Raw genomic sequence first — 17,501 nt, 5'->3', positions numbered from 1 at the left:
GGTTAAAAATAATGGCCAAAGATAAGTGGATGCCATCTAGAACGTAGCCGAGAGATCTAAGATCCTTCGACTACACTCAGGATGACAAGGAACGCTAAACGTTAGCCGCCATAGATGTCGAAGCTAAAGTAAGGTGCCGAGATCTTATCAAAGGTGCCGTCGGACCGAATTTGAGTAATAGCTGCGTTAATTTTGGCTTTAAGATCGGAACCCTTACGTAAGCCAACACCCACACCAGGTCCAAAGATGGCTATATCATGTAAGTCACCTTTAATTTCGCAACATTGGCCTTCGGTAGATTCTAAGAATGGTTGCATAGCCATGCTGTCGCCGATTACTGCATCTAGGCGGCCAGAGAACAAGTCTTGGTTGTGCTCATCAAAGTTCTGGTAAGACTTAATGGTAGCACCAGTCATGTGAGCCTCAACGTAGTTTGCATGCGTAGTAGCTACCTGAACACCAACAAACATACCCTCAACGCTGGCAGCATCTGCGCTAATATTTGAGTCTTTAGGTGCAACAATAACCGCTGGCGTATTGTAGTACTTGTCTGAGAAATCAATGGTCTTCATGCGTTCTTCGGTAATCGACATGGAATTGATAATAGCATCGATTTTGTTGGAGGTTAGTGCAGGAATAAGGCCATCCCACGCCGTCTTCACCCATACGCAGTCTTCATTCATGGCCGCACAAATAGCGTCGGCAATCTGAATTTCCCAGCCTTCGAGTTGTCCAGAGGCGCTTTCTGCTGAAAAGGGAAGGTAAGGTGCGGGGTCGATACCAATACGCACTTCCGCTTGGCTAACGCCGGCCACTAATATTAACGAGGCTGCAGAGCCTAATAGGAGGTTTTTAATTTTCTTCATAGTTAGTTTTCCTTATTTTTATTAAATTGCTTGAACCTTTTAGTTCACACTGCTTAGAAAGGCTCGGCAACGAGCACTTTCAGATTCATAAAATACTTTTTGTGGGCTACCTTGTTCTTCTATACAGCCCTCATGCAAAAACATGATTTGATTCGATACATCTCGTGCAAAGCGCATTTCGTGGGTCACCATAATCATGGTTCTACCCTCTTCGGCAATGCCGCGTATCACTTTTAACACTTCACCTACCAATTCTGGATCTAGAGCAGAGGTGGGTTCATCAAACAGCATCATCTTCGGTTGCATAGCTAAAGCGCGAGCAATAGCCGCACGCTGTTGTTGGCCGCCGGACAAGTGCATTGGATATGCATCTCGTTTATCCCACAAACCTACACGATTTAGCAAGCGCTCAGCTTCATCTATAGCTTGGGCCTTGTCTATTCCTAAAACGTGAATAGGTGCTTCAATGATATTTTTAAGTACAGTTTGGTGTTGCCACAAATTAAAGCTTTGAAACACCATGCCCATATTAGTTCTTAGACGTTGGATTTGTTTTTGACGGGTAGGGCGTAATATATGTCCTTGTAAATTTCTTTTAAATTCAATGGCTTCACCAGCCAGTGAGATATGGCCTTGGCTTGGCAGTTCTAACAAATTTAAACAACGTAAGAAGGTAGATTTACCGGAACCGCTGGAGCCAATAATGGACCACACTTCGCCATCTTTGGCACACATCGAAATGCCTTTGAGCACGTCATTAGCACCAAAAGATTTATGTAAGTTTTCAACCTCTAGGGCATTATGGGCTTGGGGTTCCGTGGGCATTAACATGACCTTCGCGTTTTTCTTATTATTGTACGACTGTTCAATAGTATGTAAGCCATAGTGGTTAGTCAACCTTAGTATAACGATGGGTAGTTGTGGATCAAGTTGAGTAGAACAGGGCGATTTAATCGTGACGGGCTTTACTTCATCACAGCATGTTTGTAGCATCGCATTAACTGAACGATCGTTTAATACCATGTTAATTATGTCAGTGCAGTTGTTACACAATTACTAAACAGTCACCACAAGGAAATCTCCCATGTCCAGCTTTGGTTGCCAGTCCATGTCTCTGCCTCTTCAACGTGTGTTGATGCGGGCACCGCGCGAGAGTTTGTTACACGCCGACCCTCAGCAATGGCACTACGGCCCAACTTTTAATGGCGCTAAAGCGCAGGAACAATATCACCTTTTTCGTAAATTAGTGGAGGCCTGTGGAACAGAAATTATAAATATTGAAGACCATAACGATGGTTTATCAGATGCTATGTTTACCTATGACCCTTCACTCATGAGTGATCATGGCGCTATTATCCTTAATATGGGTAAACCGTTGCGTAAGGCAGAGCCTGCGCTGCATGAGCAGGCTTATATAAATGCTGGCATACCTATTTTAGGGCGTGTGAAAGGCGAGGGCCAGATCGAAGGAGGTGATTGTATTTGGTTAGACCACAACACCCTGGTGGTGGGGCGAGGATTTCGTTCTAACCAAGCTGGTATAGATCAACTTAATGCCATGTTGAACTCTCATGGGGTTAGCGTGCTAGGGTTTGATTTGCCGGTTTGGCAAGGTGCAGAAGCCTGTTTGCACTTGATGTCGGTGATCTCACCTTTAGCTCCAAAGTTAGCTTTAATTCACACCCCTTTGGTACCTACAGCCCTCTATCAGTTGATGCAGGCCATGGGAATCGAGTTGATAGAAGCACCCAATGATGAATTTATAGCGAGTAGTGGTCTTAACCTTAACGTGCTTCCTACGGCACCCTTAAAGTGTATTATGATTGAAGGTTTTCCAGGCACGAAGGCGGTTATGGAGGCATCTGGTTGCGAGGTAAAAACCTTTACCGGTGATGCCTTGTGTATTGCTTGCGAGGGCGGCCCTACGTGTTTAACGCGGCCAATTCTGAGGGCCTAAATATAACCTTACTAACTGACGCTACTAACGGCCTATAAAAAACTGATGCAGTGGTGGCATAACTTGAGGCATTTCAACACCTAGCTCCTTTGCTGCGTGGGTAGGCCAATATGGATCATGGAGCATTGCTCTGGCCAACAGAACAATGTCGGCTTGGCCGCTAGCAATAATGCCTTCGGCTTGCTGTGCTTGGGTGATTTCCCCAACTGCCATGCTCATTAAACCAGAACCTTGGCGCAGGTCTGCGGCCATGCCCACTTGTTGAGCGATACCACCATTAATGGAACCTCGGGCTGCGGGCGTGGCTCCACCAGAGCTACAGTCAACCAGGTCTACGCCTAATGCTTTGAGCCATGTAGCCACCTGGATGTTGTCTACAACAGTTAGCCCACCTTCTACCCAGTCGGTTATGGATAGCCGCACCGCTAAAGGCAACCCTTGGGGCCAAGCAGCACGAACTTTTTCCGTAGTTTCAAGCAGCATACGGGCACGGCATTTGAGGTCGCCACCATAAGCATCAGTGCGCGTATTTACCAGTGGCGACAAAAAACTATGCAATAAATAACCGTGTGCACAGTGGATTTCGAGAAATTCATAACCCGCCTTTAGTGCCCGTTTAGCAGCAGCCACAAAGGCGTCTTGTATCTGCCCTATGTCGTCTTGCTGCATTTTTTTTGGCGCTTTCCATAAGCGAGTGCCATCATCATCAAACGGCTGATCTGTTGGCCCTATGGTACCCCAACCGCCTTCAGCATCCGTAAGTTGTTGCCCGCCTAACCAAGGCTGTGCACTGCTACCTTTGCGGCCAGCATGGGCAAGTTGAACGCCAGGCACGGCACCTTGACTTTTAATGAAGGCGGTAATGGGTTTTATAGCTTCAACTTGAATATCGTTCCACAGGCCCATACACGAAGGAGTAATGCGGCCTTCTGGTAACACGGCAGTGGCTTCGGTAATCACAAGTCCTGCGCCACCTACAGCTTTAGAGCCGAGTTGTGACATGTGCCAAGCTTGGGCAGCACCATCAACGGATTGATATTGGCACATAGGCGCTACTCCAATACGATTACGTAAGGTGATGTCTTTGATCGTTAGGGGGCTAAATAAATGTGACATTGTGACGTTTCCAGTGCAGTGGCAATAACAATGGGCCAGACCATGACATGGTCTATGGATGGGGTCAATAAACTTCTTCAGTGTTGCAAAAAGTTTGATTTACATTTGCTTAAAGATAGATTTTGGTTTTATTATTAAGCTTTTGAGAACATGATTATGAACATAGGTCGTCACCAAACCAATGAACGTACCAGTAAAGTGGTGGTACACAATAATGTAGCTTATCTGTGTGGTCAGGTTGCTGCTGATGCCGAAACAGATATTACCCAACAGACTCAGACCATGCTAGCCAAAGTAGATGAGTTGTTAGTCAGCGTAGGGTCGGACTCTACGCGTATGTTGACGGCCACTATCTATTTAAAATCTATGGACGATTTTGCTGCCATGAACCTGGTATGGAATGCGTGGGTGCCATCAGGCCATGCGCCTGCAAGAGCCTGCGTTCAAGCCGCTATGGCTCGGTCTGCTTTGTTGGTTGAAATTTCTGTCACCGCAGCTTGTTAACGCTTAAGTCAAAATATATAACCTATCGCTTGGTCATAATGGTGGTGGTGTTAGCTGTGAGTGGTATCTCTACTGCATCGGATTACCAGCAAGGTGAGTTGGTCATTGGTCAAGTTGAGTCTGGCACAGATGTATGGCTTGATGGTGTGCAAGTACAGGTGTCAGATACTGGCTTGTATGTATTTGGTTTAGGCCGCAATGCTGCTCCGGGGGTCACCTTGGCGACTAGGCTGAATAACATTCGCACCGAAACCCCTCTGTTTGTTAAACAACGCAGTTATTTAGAACAAAAAATTGATGGATTGCCCAGCAAAAAAGTCACACCTAATGCTGAATCTACTCAACGTATCCGCTCAGACAACCAACAGATTGGCGAGGTTAGGCAAAGCCACAGCCAAGCACATTGGTTAGGCCAACAATGGATACAACCCGTTGAAGGCAGGATAAGTGGGGTTTTTGGTTCACGACGTATTCTTAATGGTGTTCCAAAGAACCCGCATAATGGTGTGGATATTGCTGCGGCTGAAGGCACTAATATCATTGCGCCTTTGGCTGGCCAGGTGGCCCTAGTGCATGAGCAAATGTTTTATACGGGTAAAACCATTATGTTGGATCATGGGTTAGGTGTAACAAGCGTATACGCGCACATGCAACACATAGAAGTAAGTTTAGGGCAAGTTGTTAAGCAAGGACAAGTGCTGGGTCAAGTAGGCCAAACTGGCCGCGCTACGGGGCCACATTTACACTGGGGCGTCACTTGGCAAAAAACCCATTTAGACCCACTGCTGTTAGTGGACTAGACGGCATGTTTAGTCAAATCGTTAGTGAGTTTGTGGGCCCATTTGGCCATGCCATTTATCTTCGAGCCATTCACCCAGTGCAGCACTGCTGCAAAGCGATGGTACTAGGTGTTTGACTGTATGGTTATTGCGCTGGATTTTTTAATAGGGTTTGGATTTGACTAATCAAGAGCTCAATTTTTACTGGCTGGTCTGTTTTAACGATAATAAGTTGGCCTAAATTTAGTGGCCCAAGGCTGGCTTCGGCTTTGTATTCAGACAGCAGGTCATAACCTAAATTTGTGCGGTTCGATTCAGATGTCCCTTGTTTTTGTTGGCGAATTTGAATGCGTTCGTATGACGTTTCTGCTGGGCAGTGGCAATAGATTTCAATCACACGGCTGGAGTGAGTGCGCAACCAAAGGGCATCAGTGCCTGGGGTGGTAGTGGATGCTGGGTGGTTCCAAAAAGTGCATAAAATACCGCAGCCTAATTGCTTGGCTAAGGCCACAAAAACTTGGTCAGCAGTGCTACTAATCTGACGACGCTGCTCTGCACTAGTGGCGCGAGACGCAACATTCATTGCTTCTAAGATGGTGTCTTTATCCATCATTGGCCAATCGAGCTTATCTTGTAGCTGCTTCGCTAAAGTAGATTTACCGCTGGCAGGTAAACCAGTTACTAAAATGTAGTAGGGTGGTTGTGATTTCATGAACGTACACTACTGAATAGGATTTGCTGACTATTCTCTTCCTTTTAGCATCAAATGCCAATAGGTAGAAGGCATAGCTTTGGCGCTAGGCGTTTTAGTGCCGTCCCCTAGACCCAATGTATTGGCGGCACCTGCATCCACAATACAGACATCATAGTTGATTTTTGGCATAGTGGTGCCTTGTCTATTCGTGGCTACTCATTTTATTATTTTCAATTCAATAATAATCTTATAAATTAATCACATATCATTATGGTAAAAAGGTGAATATAGATGCAAGACGTGTGCGTTTTTTGTGGTTCTAGCCCGGGTGAAAATCCTTTGTTTATGCAATCTGCAAAGGCATTAGGGGAAGCAATCAGTAGCAAGTCTATGGGATTGATTTATGGTGGTGCTCAGGTGGGCCTCATGGGCCAGGTAGCTGACGCAGTATTGGCTGGTGGGCAAAAGGTGATTGGCGTAATCCCTCAGTCGTTTGCCCATAAGGTTTCACACGAGGGTTTGACAGAATTACATGTGGTGGATTCAATGCATACCAGAAAAGCCATGATGTTTGAATTGGCGGGTGCTTGTATTGCCTTGCCTGGAGGTTTTGGTACCCTAGAAGAACTAACAGAAGTACTAACTTGGGCACAATTGGGATTCCACCAAAAACCTATTGGTTTACTCAATATTAATGGCTATTATGATGCATTGTTGGTTTTTTTTGACCAAGCAGTTTTAGCTGGTTTTATTAAGCCCCAGCACTTAGAGTTGTTAATTGTGCATCACGACCCTTCAGAATTACTGAAACTACTCGAAGACTACAGGCCGCAAAACGTCGCTAAATGGTCCCGTTAATTAGATTTATAGAGACATAGTTTTATGATTGATACTAAAAAGTTTTACATCAATGGTGCTTGGGTTGCGCCATTGTCCGGTAGTGAAATGGACGTGATAGATCCGTCCACAGAGCAGGTGTGTGCTGTCATTTCAATTGGAGACCAAGCCGATACAGATGCTGCTGTAGCTGCAGCCAAAGCCGCTTTTGATAGCTGGAGCCAAACCCCAAAGGCACAACGGCTAGCACTACTAAAGAAGTTTTTGGAAATATATCAAACCCGCAATGAAGAAATGGGCCATGCCATCAGTCAGGAGATGGGAGCGCCCATTGACATGGCCCTAACCTCTCAAGCGGGGTCAGGGTCAGGCCACACCAAAGGCTTAATTAGAGAGCTAGAAAAATTTGAGTTTGAACGTACGTTAAACGAGCATGCACCTAATGATAGAATCATTTATGAAGCCATTGGTGTGTGTGCATTAATCACACCCTGGAACTGGCCCATGAACCAAGTAAGCCTAAAAGCCATTGCGGCTATGGCTGCTGGTTGTACCATGGTGCTTAAACCCTCTGAGATTGCGCCATTATCGAGTTTAATATTTGCAGATATGATCCACCAAGCGGGAATACCTGCAGGCGTATTCAATATGGTAAATGGCGATGGTGTAGGTGTTGGCTCGCAACTAACTAGTCACCCTGATGTTGATATGGTTTCTTTTACTGGCTCCACTAGAGCGGGAGCCCTTATTTCTAAAAATGCGGCAGATACGGTTAAACGGGTGTCTCTGGAGTTGGGAGGCAAAGGCGCTAACATTGTGTTTGCCGATGCTGACGAAAAAGCCATTTCACGTGGCATTTATCATTGCTTTAACAACACGGGGCAATCCTGCAATGCGCCAACACGAATGCTGGTGGAGCGCAGCGTTTATCAACAAGCCGTGGCCACAGCCATAGCTGCAGCTGCAAAGGTGCAAGTGGGCAGGGCCGCCGATCATGGCCGTCACATTGGGCCTGTTGTATCTGAGTTGCAGTACAACAAAATACAAGCGCTTATTAAAGTAGGTATTGACGAAGGTGCTCGCGTGATCATAGGTGGCCTTGGCAAGCCGGAAGGTTTAGAGACGGGCTATTTTGTTAAACCAACCATTTTTGCTGACGTAAATAACGACATGCAAATTGCCCGGGAAGAAGTGTTTGGTCCAGTTTTATGTATGATCCCCTTTGACACAGAAGAACAAGCCATTGCCATGGCCAATGACACACTTTACGGGTTAACCAATTATATCCAAACTCAAGACAGCGCCAAGGCAAATCGCATTGCTCGCCGTTTACGCTCTGGCATGGTGGAAATGAACGGTACTTTTAGGGCTTCTGGTTCTCCATTTGGTGGTTATAAACAATCAGGCAATGGCCGCGAAGGTGGTGTTTGGGGTTTAGAAGATTTCTTAGAAGTGAAGTCTATAAGTGGGTGGAGCAACGATTAAGGTTACTTGTATTTAGCCTAATAATGGTCGACAAGGTTAGCCTTGTTGATTCATATTGCTATTATGAACGTTACTTTCTATGGTTTAATTTACCATCTAACAACTCACCATAAAAGTAAGATAAATCGACTACATGGTTTGATATACTGATAGATAGATTTAAAGAAAAGGTTCCCTAGTATGTTTACTAAAGTGACTCCAGTTAGGCCTTATTGGTCTGAGATCCGTGACAAAATGTTTACTCAGATTACGGTTGCTGGTTTTACCATTGATGAGGCAGACGTTATTGGTATAAATCAGACTGATGACACAATCATGTCACACTTAATGACTAGAGAAGGGCATATATTGCTGGTGCCTTATAACGCCTCTTCAAGTAACGACACTGCCATGAAAACGGGCCTGGATGTTGTGTTTGCGATTCATGATAATATTCCTAAACTTTTCCCATCACCTATTATTATGCCGGTGGCAAACGCCTTAGCTAGTTCTCTTAGATCAAGACTTGCTGAAGAGCGAGGGAGTGGTCGTTTAACACCACAGATAGACCGGCAAATTTTGTTTATTGCAGAAAATGATTTAGATCGCCCAGAGTTGGCACTACGTATCCGCAGTCATGTGGAAAAACTCTATCAAGCACATGCTTTATTAGACACCTAGTTTAGCCTAACAGGCCTTTGGCCCATGCTTGTTAACGAAAGCTACAATGCTAGCAGATAGGCTTTTATTTTACTTTTTTAGATCTCATATATGCTTATTTCTCTTGCCAATTATCGCCGTATCTATTCAACAATTCACTCTCTATTAATTGCCGATTCGGTAAATAGTCATGAAGCTAGTATGCTGTTTAGTGTGTATGGTGCACAAATTCTAAAACGTCACTTCGGCATGGCAGCCCAGCCTATTGTTGGTGCTTCAGTCTATCACCTTGGTTTGCAGGCTAAGATTCTGGCCTTTGGAGAATATCAAGGTGGGCACTTACAAAGTAGTGATAGCCAACACCACTGGTGGATTGAAGTCGATGGATGGATGATCGATTTTATGGCACCCCTGTTCCCTGTATTGGTTAAGCGGACTGGGAAAAATGCTCAAATTGAACCGTGGATGATGCAAAAGCCTTTAGCGAAAGCCAAAAAAACCTTAGCAGCTGTGCAATATCAAGGTGATTTCTTACTCTTAGAAAACGATAGTTTGGCGAGCCAAAAAATGTCTCAGATGGTCACAGAAAAAGCGCACATACAACGAGGAAAACTAACCGTAGATTGGTTTGTTAAGGCACCTAAAAAGATGCCATCACCACTGAATGTGAAACTTCCAGGTGCCCAAGATGCTGGTAAAAAGAAACTCATAGCTTATAAAAGCTTCCTAGTGAGTGGCTCTTGGTAGCTGGGTAGGATTAAATCTATGGTTTCCTACGCAGCCCGTCTAGATAAGTTTATTAGCCAACAACTGGGCTATAAAAAACGCCAAGTTCAGCTGTTGCTGGCCCGTGGTTTAGTCAGCCTAGATGACGTTATTTGCTACCAAGGTGAACAGATCATTGGGCAGTTTTCGAAACTAGAGGTTGAGGGCAAGGTCCTAAGGCATCAAATGCCCATCTACCTAATGCTATATAAACCTGTGGGTGTTGTCAGTGCCACCCAAGATGATAAACACACTACGGCGTTGGATATTCTGCCATCAAAGTACAGTGGCTTGCACATTGCAGGGCGCTTAGATCTGCAAAGTACTGGCTTGTTACTGTTAACCAACGATGGGCAATGGTCTCATCAAATTACTCAACCAGACACAAAACTCCCTAAGCATTATTCGGTTACAGTAGCTAACCCAATTACCCAAGAGCAAGTGGATGGCTTTACTAGGGGTATTTATTTTGCCTTTGAGGATTTGACTACAGCACCAGCACAACTAAACATTACCACTGATACAACAGCCCAAGTGATATTAAAGCAAGGGCGCTACCACCAAATTAAGCGTATGTTTGGCCACTTTCGTAACCCAGTGCTGAGCATCCACCGTACTCAAATAGGTCATATTAAACTCCCCGCCGATTTGGCGCCTGGGGATTACCGTGTGGTCTCAGACCCCATCGACTTTTGAGCGTAATTTTTTAGTGTGGCCCTTTTGGGTTTTAGTATCTAAGCGCCTGGTTTTAGAACCTTTGGTGGGTTTGGTGGCTATACGGCGTTTTTCTTGCACCATGGCTGCTTGGATCACCTCGACTAACTGCGCTAGCGCTGTCTGACGATTAGCGTCCTGGCTGCGACTGGCTTGGGATTTAATAATGATCTTGCCTGAGGCGCTGATACGATGGTCTGAGGTATTAAGTAGTTTCTGTTTTACGTAGGCTGGTAAAGATGCTGAGGCACGGATGTCAAAAAACAAATGTACTGCAGTAGAGGTTTTGTTGACATGTTGACCACCTGCACCCTGCGAGCGAATAAACTGCTGCTCAATTTCGTGGTCTGGAATGATGATGCGGTTGGATATTTTTAACATGTGCTTTACTGTCTATGGTCTCATTAAATGTTTGTGTTGGAACTCAGGGCTTACCTTAGTGAGCCAGTAACTCATGGCGCTGGTGAAGATAAATGCGAACACTAAACGGAACCAGAGTACACCAGAAAGATGAGCACCTAATAAAACCACTAATAACGTGTCTTCAATAAGGCTGTGACAGAAGCCAAGTAGCACTAAAGAAGAAAAAACGTCCTTTTTAGATACATGCCCTGCATGGGCCTCCTTAATCAATAATCCGCCACCAAAAGATAGCCCTAGGGTAATACCCACTAAGGTAATCGTGGTGGCTTCTTTGCCAATGCCCATTAATTTAAGTATTGGGTGCAGTAGCCATTGGATAATTTTTTCTACACCAATAACACGCAGGATTTTTAAAAAGGTGAGCAACACAATAATGATGATTTGAATCATGGCTAAGGCTTTTAATTGGCTCAATAACCAATAATTTAATCCATCGGCAATAGGTTCTGGTTGCCACACCATTTGCGCAGGTTCCTGCAACCATTGAGTTTGATCGTAGAACACATGTAATAACCAGGCAAAAGCAAAGGCGCCAAACATACGTGTAATAATAGCTGCTCGCATTCTCATACCAGCTAGTTGAGCAATACGAACCTCAATGGGCAGTCCATGAGCCATTAACAAGAGGCCGCTCAAAACGGTCATTTGTGCCACGGTTAAATTGCTTTCACCAGCAAACGAGTAAAGTACTATCATGCCCCCATAAATATTTGTAGCAATGGTGGCTGCCCACACTAAACCCATTTCTTGGGGTAGCCCAACAAGGGCCATAAGTGGGCCTAACCACTGACCTAAAAGTGCTATACCACCAACTTCTTCTAGTACTTTAACAATTAAAATTATTGGCACCATAAGCTTAAAAAGAGGCCATGAAACCGCAATAACTTCGTCAAACAATTGCTTAAAAAATTGGTGCACTTGAAGCATTAAATAAACCTTAATTTGGGCTGGCGCTCTATATAGAGTCATGCAGTAACGTGAGGGCTGATGGTAACTGATTTGTCTATCCGTGTCTTAGGTTGGACGCATCCATTGACACAGATTCCAACCCCATGCACTATCCGCGCGTAGATTCGATTCAATGGACGAAATCAATGAGTGCAGCATTACTCTTAGCCTTAATACCCACCTTCTTTTTTGTATCCGTGACCCCGGGAATGTGCATGACCTTGGCGCTGACCCTCGGCATGACTGTTGGTATACGCCGCACTATGTGGATGATGTTGGGTGAGCTCATAGGTGTAGGTCTACTGGCTGTGCTAGTGGTTTTAGGGGTGGCTGCACTTATTGTCCAGTACCCAGCACTTTTTGTGGTGCTAAAAATTGCGGGTGGGGGTTACCTATTTTATTTGGGTATTCAGCTGTGGCGTTCACGAGGCAAAATGGCCATAGACCTTAACGGTGCTCCTAAAACAACGGGACGTAGGCAACTAGCCAGCCAAGGATTTATCACCGCCGTTGCCAACCCTAAAGGTTGGGCTTTTTTTATCGCGTTGTTGCCACCGTTTATAGAACCATCACGCCCCTTGGTAAATCAAATGGTTATTCTATTAAGTGTAATTCTAACCCTAGAAGCACTATCCCTTTTGGTGTACGCCCTTGGTGGAAAAAGCCTGAGTAAGGTGTTACAAAAGAGTGGCAACGTCCGCCTGATGAACCGTATTGCAGGTACCTTAATGATTGCTGTGGCGGGATGGTTAGTGCTGGGCTAGGGGTGGTGACAAAGGTGGCGTTGGTTGGCGTTATTAACTCAATTTTTTGAGTGAAAAATTAATTATTTTACTCATGGTTGCGCAGTCCGTAGATTAACCAACAGCCTACAAACATGATGCCGCAGGAAATGATAATACTTAAATGGTAGCTGCCAGACCATTGAGCTAAAACGCCTGCGGCTGCTGGAGCGGCCATCTGAGCTAAGCCATAGGATAACGTCATCTTACCCATCATTTTTGCAGGGCGAGTAGGGAAGTATCGTCCTGCCATGGTAAGAACTAGGCTTACAATGCCAATAAAGGTGCCACCAAATAAGCCAGCACCTATAAAGGTCCAGATTAAACCTGGGCTTAAAATGGGGATGAGCATGCCAGTAAACTGCACAACAAAGGCCAACAGTAAGGCGTTTAAATTGCCAAGCTTACGGGCGATAAGGTCCCAAACAATACATGCCGGAGCAGCTGCTAGGCCAATGATCATGAAGGTTACTGAGCCATAGGCATGGTCTGCAGTAATTTGGTTTACATGGGCAACGATGAAAGTGGTAATAACAGCGTAACCCACACCTGCACAGAAATAGGCCAACATAAAGGTTTGTAGAAACTGCTGTGATGGTGGTTGATCCACCATTTTCTCGCCACCCACTGTATAACCACTAGTATCAGGTTTAGGTAACCAAAACCACGCAGGGATCGCTAATAAACAGCCTAATGCGCTAAGCCAAAACCAATGCTGTTGCCAGCTTATCTGGCCTGCAATTAGGTATACAAAAAGTGCGGTCAAAAAGATTCCAGCACCCATGCCAATAAAATGAATTCCCAATTCAGAACGTAATTGATGACGTAGCAACCAATGCATTACTAAGCCAGATCCCAACAATAATCCGGCCGCACTACTGAGGCCTGACAAAAACCTCAACAAACCCCATAACCAAAAATTTAGTGTGAATCCTAAGCCCGCTGTAGTAACTATAGCCACTAATAAACCTAGCCGGTACAGACGGTCTTTCTTAGCTAGATCACTAATGTTTGCAGCAATTAAAGCACCACAAAAATAGCCTGCGTAATTAAAAGCTGCTAACCAGCCCCCTTGAGCAATACCAAGGCCTGCTTGTTGTTGCATTAGAGGCAACATTGGCGTGTAGGCGAATCGCGCAATACCAATCATTAAAATAAGGCTGGCAATGCCCGCAAATAAGACTTTAAGCCGTTGAGCGTTGTACAGAAATGTGGAAGAAACAGTGTTGGGCATTAAGGGCCTGTGCACACGTAAAAGCGATGGAGCCCATTATGGAGAGGCCATCCACACAATACAATCTAGACATTCCGCTAACAGGACTTTTGCACCGTCTTCGGCTACACTTTCGCTGCGTGATTTTACCAGCGGACTTTACCAGTGGAACAGAGACATATTATGGAAGATATAACACCCAAAAAACCAGATGGGGCGACTGACAGTAGAGCCTTAACAGGGATTGGTTTTAATCTGTTAGTGGACGATTTGTCCCGAACATTGGAATTCATAGATTATGCCATCTAGTACTTCATTAACTAAGTTGCGCGGGCAAACGGTATTCTCAGGGTTTTTCTTCGCGTACTTTTGTTGTTTTGGTTTAGTGTTGCCATTTCTGCCTTACTGGATGGTAAGCCGGGGTTTAGATGCCCAAGAGGCTGCGCTGATTCTTAGCTCTGCATTTGTGAGCAAAGTGTTTTTTGGTTTAGGTGTGGGTATTTTGGCAGATGCTACTGGCCATAAGAAACGTTGGATACTATTGTTGTCAGTACTTGCGTTTTTGGGCTTTGGTTTATTTGTGCAATTCGAAACCTTTTGGTCCATGCTTATGGTCTGGTTTGTGGTAGGCGCCTTACAAACTAGCCAAGTTCCCATGGTGGATGGATTAGCAATCGCCACCTCTCGGCTGGGCAAGCTTAATTACAGCAGTGCGCGGCTATGGGGTTCCATAGCTTTTATAGCCTCTTCTACCCTAAGCGGGCTTTACATTGCAGCCTACAGTATTGATGCATTCCCACAACTCCTTTTAGTGCTTGCTGCCATTGTCATCGTGTTTGCTTTATCTTTGCCAGATATCCGCCCGCAAGCTAAAACAAGCCGTAAATTGGCTTTTTTGGAGTTGTTTAAATTACCTGGGTTTGTTGCAGTGGTTGCTGTGGGTTCTTTATTACAAGCTAGCCATGGCGCCCTTTACGCCATCGGCACCTTGCATTGGATTGAGGCGGGTATAAGTGAATCGACTATTGGTCTGTTGTGGGCGCAAAGTGTGGCCGCCGAAGTAGTGCTGTTTGCCGTTGGTATCTGGTTGCTAAGGAAACTTGGTGTTAAAGGCCTATTATGGACGGCAGTGATTGCTGGTGTTGTACGTTGGCTTGCATTGGGCTGGTCCACTGAAGTTGGTCTGCTTTTTACGGTACAAATACTACATGCCTTCACCTTTGCAGCCACTCACTTAGCGATAACTCAATACATCACCCAAAAAGTACCAGACCAGTTAACAGCTTCTGCCCAAACTTTTTATGATGCTCTTGCTCTAGGGGCTTTGATGGGTATGAGTATGACCTTAGTAGGAGGTTTGTATGAGCATATTAGTGGCCAAGTTTTTTGGGCTATGGCATTAATATCCATGATGGCAGGCGTTGTGCTCAAACGCTACGAAAAGTTAATTTAGCAAAACAACAGGCGCATTATGAATCTAAACAACAGTTATGAATTCTTGTCCTTTGTCCACTTAAGTACCATTGGGCCAGCATTTATTATTGCTACTTATATGATGCTAATCAAAAAGGGCACGGCACAGCATAAGTTCCTAGGTCGTATCTACATGGTGCTGATGTTGTTTACAGCCATGGTTACCTTGTTTATGTCGGCCCAAGTAGGCCCTACACTGTTTGACCACTTTGGGTTCATTCACTTGCTGAGTGTGTTGGTGCTTTATTCGGTGCCATCGGCCTACTTTGCCATCAAGGCTGGCGATGTGAAAAAGCACAAGCTCAACATGATAGGGCTCTATATTGGTGGCATGGTAGTTGCTGGTGGTTTTACCTTGGTACCTGGACGTTTTCTTGGCGACCTGATCTTCACTTAAGTCAGGTCGCTGCATAGGTCTTATTAAAATGAATATAACAGTTCGCCAATCCGGTCCTCTTGGGGATTAACACCCAAACCATAGCCTTTGGGTAAATCGAAGTAGCCGTCACTGCAACGAATGGTGTTTTCTGGATCATAACTTTCTTCGATGTAGTTGCCAGCTGTCCAAACAGCTTCGAGCATGGTTGGCTTAACTGTGGCTCCCATATGTAAAATGGCCGCAGATAAAATGTCACCCCCCCAAGTGTCTTCACAGGTATGGGGTAGACCCCGCGCTTCGCAAATATCTCTCATGGTAGCCATGTTGTTAAGGCCACCCACACGAGTGAGTTTTAAACCAAATCCGTCACATACGTTCATGGAAATTGCTCGTAGCATGTCATTGATATTTTCAATGTTTTCGTCAAGGGCAATAGGGTGAGCCATTTGCGGCCTAATGTTAGCCACCTCTTCCATAGTATTGCAGGGTTGTTCAAACAAAAAAGGAATGTCTTTGCAGGCTAAACTTAGTTGCAAGGCTTGGCTACCCGTCATGCCGCGGTTGGCATCTACCACTAGGTTCACTTTTTTGCCCACGGTTTCCCAAACCTTATGAATGACTTCTATGTCCGTTGCTACGTCGCGTCCACCACTTTTAACCTGTATGCGCTGGTAGCCCTGGTCTACCTTATCCTTTGCCTTTCTGGCTACTTCATCGGCGGTGCCCTTGCTGATGGCGAAGTAGGCTGGTAAACGTTCACGCTCGGCGCCACCTAATAAGTCACATACACGCATTTTATAATGTTTACCCATTAAATCCATAATGGCAAAATCAATCGCTGCCTTGGCATAGTTGTGGCCATTTAATAGGTCATTCATGCGCCTTTGTAACAGCAATGGATGGAGGCAGGAACTGCCTATTAATGCTGGTGCTAGGTGACATAAAGCCGCCCGAGCACCTAGTGCATGTTGGGGTTGGTAAACAGGGCCAAGGGGGGACACTTCTCCCCAGCCAACTAACCCGGTGTCGGATACGACCTTAATGATGGTGGCGTCAACGGATGTGAGGGTCATGGTGGACATGATATAAGGCCCATCGACTATAGCTTGATGTTTTTGGAAAATATGTATTTCTGCGATGTTCATCCGTTGTCTCCAAGTTTTAATATGGCTTTAAAAGTAGTAATGCGTTGTTTAAAGATTAACATAGTTGACATATGTGTCAACATTAACGACACTAATGTCAAGTTAGTCATACGCAACATAAAAGGATTATTATGCAACCTAATGCAGGTCGCTCTGCTTGGCTTGATGCTGCCTACAAAATTTTGCTTGAGGCAGGTGTAGAAGCGATAAAAGTAATGACTCTGGCTCGACGTTTGAACGTGTCTCGCACTAGCTTCTACTGGCACTTCAAAGATAGGGTAGATTTGCTAGATGCGCTGGTTATTCGTTGGCAGGAAAAAAATACGGGTCATTTAATTGCCCAGGCTAATTTATTTGCCGGTTCTTTGTGTGAGGCAATGCTCAATGTGATGGACTGTTGGCACAATGCCAATCTGTTTGATTCTCAACTGGATCAGGCCATTCGTTATTGGGCAAGGACAGACCCACAGCTGCAGAGGCATCTTGATATAGCAGATGAACAACGGTTCGAGGCTATTAAATCGATGTTTATGCGCCACGGGTTGGGGGCTGCTCAAGCGGAGGTGAGGGCCATGACGGTGCTCTATACCCAAGTGGGTTATATATCGATGGCCATAAAAGAACCTTCGGTGGTGCGACTCTCACGTATTGCTCAATATTGCGAAGTATTTACTGGTCAGCAGCCCAGCCAAGTTGAAATGCAGCGCTTTTATAGCCGCCATACCTGAGTGTATAACCTATTGCATCAATGGGTGCATGAATGATAAGAATACTATTAAGTT

General features: G+C 45.1%; 21 protein-coding genes. 12 read left to right on the top strand and 9 right to left on the bottom strand.

What is annotated here, in order from left to right; genetic code table 11:
• Nucleotides 1–101 precede the first annotated feature (101 nt).
• The gene (locus ABXT70_RS09620; protein ID WP_443640275.1) at nucleotides 102–866 is read right to left on the bottom strand and encodes a transporter substrate-binding domain-containing protein; all 765 of its coding nucleotides are present in this window, start codon (nucleotides 864–866) and stop codon (nucleotides 102–104) included.
• Between the two features lie 39 nt (nucleotides 867–905).
• The gene (locus tag ABXT70_RS09615) at nucleotides 906–1,691 is read right to left on the bottom strand and encodes an ABC transporter ATP-binding protein (RefSeq protein ID WP_443640274.1); all 786 of its coding nucleotides are present in this window, start codon (nucleotides 1,689–1,691) and stop codon (nucleotides 906–908) included.
• Between the two features lie 259 nt (nucleotides 1,692–1,950).
• On the opposite strand from ABXT70_RS09615, the gene ABXT70_RS09610 reads away from it, so the two are divergent.
• Nucleotides 1,951–2,823, top strand: a complete 873-nt coding sequence (locus tag ABXT70_RS09610; RefSeq protein ID WP_443640273.1) for a dimethylarginine dimethylaminohydrolase family protein — start codon at nucleotides 1,951–1,953, stop codon at nucleotides 2,821–2,823.
• 24 nt (nucleotides 2,824–2,847) lie between these two features.
• Here ABXT70_RS09610 and ABXT70_RS09605 read toward each other — a convergent pair whose 3' ends face one another.
• The gene (locus ABXT70_RS09605) at nucleotides 2,848–3,939 is read right to left on the bottom strand and encodes an NADH:flavin oxidoreductase/NADH oxidase (RefSeq protein ID WP_443640272.1); all 1,092 of its coding nucleotides are present in this window, start codon (nucleotides 3,937–3,939) and stop codon (nucleotides 2,848–2,850) included.
• A 156-nt stretch (nucleotides 3,940–4,095) separates the two neighbouring features.
• Between ABXT70_RS09605 and ABXT70_RS09600 the strand changes: the two genes are divergently transcribed.
• Together ABXT70_RS09600 and ABXT70_RS09595 are read left to right on the top strand one after the other, a co-directional pair.
• A complete protein-coding gene (locus ABXT70_RS09600; protein WP_443642502.1) occupies nucleotides 4,096–4,443 on the top strand; it encodes a RidA family protein in 348 nt (115 codons plus the stop codon).
• Between the two features lie 56 nt (nucleotides 4,444–4,499).
• Entirely contained in the window at nucleotides 4,500–5,243 is a 744-nt protein-coding gene (locus ABXT70_RS09595; RefSeq protein ID WP_443640271.1) for a M23 family metallopeptidase, read from the top strand.
• 124 nt (nucleotides 5,244–5,367) lie between these two features.
• Here ABXT70_RS09595 and ABXT70_RS09590 read toward each other — a convergent pair whose 3' ends face one another.
• Both ABXT70_RS09590 and ABXT70_RS09585 read right to left on the bottom strand, forming a co-directional pair.
• On the bottom strand, nucleotides 5,368–5,934 hold the full coding sequence (locus ABXT70_RS09590) for an AAA family ATPase (protein WP_443640270.1): 567 nt from the start codon (nucleotides 5,932–5,934) through the stop codon (nucleotides 5,368–5,370).
• 30 nt (nucleotides 5,935–5,964) lie between these two features.
• Nucleotides 5,965–6,105: a hypothetical protein gene (locus ABXT70_RS09585; protein ID WP_443640269.1), complete on the bottom strand. Its 141-nt coding sequence runs from the start codon at nucleotides 6,103–6,105 to the stop codon at nucleotides 5,965–5,967.
• 102 nt (nucleotides 6,106–6,207) lie between these two features.
• Between ABXT70_RS09585 and ABXT70_RS09580 the strand changes: the two genes are divergently transcribed.
• From ABXT70_RS09580 to ABXT70_RS09560, 5 genes are all read left to right on the top strand, one after another.
• The gene (locus ABXT70_RS09580; RefSeq protein WP_443640268.1) at nucleotides 6,208–6,774 is read left to right on the top strand and encodes a TIGR00730 family Rossman fold protein; all 567 of its coding nucleotides are present in this window, start codon (nucleotides 6,208–6,210) and stop codon (nucleotides 6,772–6,774) included.
• Between the two features lie 24 nt (nucleotides 6,775–6,798).
• The gene (locus tag ABXT70_RS09575) at nucleotides 6,799–8,238 is read left to right on the top strand and encodes an aldehyde dehydrogenase family protein (protein ID WP_443640267.1); all 1,440 of its coding nucleotides are present in this window, start codon (nucleotides 6,799–6,801) and stop codon (nucleotides 8,236–8,238) included.
• A gap of 180 nt (nucleotides 8,239–8,418) precedes the next feature.
• On the top strand, nucleotides 8,419–8,898 hold the full coding sequence (locus ABXT70_RS09570; RefSeq protein WP_443640266.1) for a hypothetical protein: 480 nt from the start codon (nucleotides 8,419–8,421) through the stop codon (nucleotides 8,896–8,898).
• 90 nt (nucleotides 8,899–8,988) lie between these two features.
• Nucleotides 8,989–9,624 (top strand): DUF2026 family protein, encoded by a 636-nt coding sequence (locus tag ABXT70_RS09565; protein WP_443640265.1) that lies wholly within the window; start codon nucleotides 8,989–8,991, stop codon nucleotides 9,622–9,624.
• An 18-nt stretch (nucleotides 9,625–9,642) separates the two neighbouring features.
• Nucleotides 9,643–10,338 carry a pseudouridine synthase gene (locus ABXT70_RS09560; protein WP_443640264.1) on the top strand — a complete coding sequence of 232 codons (696 nt, stop codon included), beginning with the start codon at nucleotides 9,643–9,645 and terminating at the stop codon, nucleotides 10,336–10,338.
• Here ABXT70_RS09560 and arfB read toward each other — a convergent pair.
• Complete coding sequence (gene arfB / locus ABXT70_RS09555) at nucleotides 10,318–10,737, bottom strand: alternative ribosome rescue aminoacyl-tRNA hydrolase ArfB (protein ID WP_443640263.1); 420 nt, start codon at nucleotides 10,735–10,737, stop codon at nucleotides 10,318–10,320. The two genes, ABXT70_RS09560 and arfB, sit on opposite strands and share 21 nt — an antisense overlap.
• A gap of 12 nt (nucleotides 10,738–10,749) precedes the next feature.
• The gene (locus ABXT70_RS09550) at nucleotides 10,750–11,706 is read right to left on the bottom strand and encodes a hypothetical protein (RefSeq protein WP_443640262.1); all 957 of its coding nucleotides are present in this window, start codon (nucleotides 11,704–11,706) and stop codon (nucleotides 10,750–10,752) included.
• Nucleotides 11,707–11,873: 167 nt separating this feature from the next.
• Here ABXT70_RS09550 and ABXT70_RS09545 point away from each other — a divergent pair, with 167 nt between their 5' ends.
• Nucleotides 11,874–12,491: a LysE family translocator gene (locus ABXT70_RS09545; protein WP_443640261.1), complete on the top strand. Its 618-nt coding sequence runs from the start codon at nucleotides 11,874–11,876 to the stop codon at nucleotides 12,489–12,491.
• A gap of 67 nt (nucleotides 12,492–12,558) precedes the next feature.
• Here the strand turns inward: ABXT70_RS09545 and ABXT70_RS09540 are convergent, their stop codons facing one another.
• A complete protein-coding gene (locus ABXT70_RS09540) occupies nucleotides 12,559–13,743 on the bottom strand; it encodes a YbfB/YjiJ family MFS transporter (protein ID WP_443640260.1) in 1,185 nt (394 codons plus the stop codon).
• A 277-nt stretch (nucleotides 13,744–14,020) separates the two neighbouring features.
• Here ABXT70_RS09540 and ABXT70_RS09535 point away from each other — a divergent pair, with 277 nt between their 5' ends.
• Entirely contained in the window at nucleotides 14,021–15,175 is a 1,155-nt protein-coding gene (locus tag ABXT70_RS09535; RefSeq protein ID WP_443640259.1) for an MFS transporter, read from the top strand.
• An 18-nt stretch (nucleotides 15,176–15,193) separates the two neighbouring features.
• On the top strand, nucleotides 15,194–15,592 hold the full coding sequence (locus ABXT70_RS09530) for a DUF2306 domain-containing protein (protein WP_443640258.1): 399 nt from the start codon (nucleotides 15,194–15,196) through the stop codon (nucleotides 15,590–15,592).
• 23 nt (nucleotides 15,593–15,615) lie between these two features.
• On the opposite strand, the gene ABXT70_RS09525 is transcribed toward ABXT70_RS09530, so the two are convergent.
• On the bottom strand, nucleotides 15,616–16,719 hold the full coding sequence (locus tag ABXT70_RS09525; RefSeq protein WP_443640257.1) for a mandelate racemase/muconate lactonizing enzyme family protein: 1,104 nt from the start codon (nucleotides 16,717–16,719) through the stop codon (nucleotides 15,616–15,618).
• Between the two features lie 131 nt (nucleotides 16,720–16,850).
• On the opposite strand from ABXT70_RS09525, the gene ABXT70_RS09520 reads away from it, so the two are divergent.
• Complete coding sequence (locus ABXT70_RS09520; protein ID WP_443640256.1) at nucleotides 16,851–17,447, top strand: TetR/AcrR family transcriptional regulator; 597 nt, start codon at nucleotides 16,851–16,853, stop codon at nucleotides 17,445–17,447.
• Nucleotides 17,448–17,501: the final 54 nt, after the last annotated feature.

The organism is Candidatus Njordibacter sp. Uisw_039, assembly GCF_047730075.1.
GTDB lineage: Bacteria > Pseudomonadota > Gammaproteobacteria > Pseudomonadales > Balneatricaceae > Njordibacter.
This window is presented reverse-complemented; position numbering and strand designations above follow the sequence as displayed.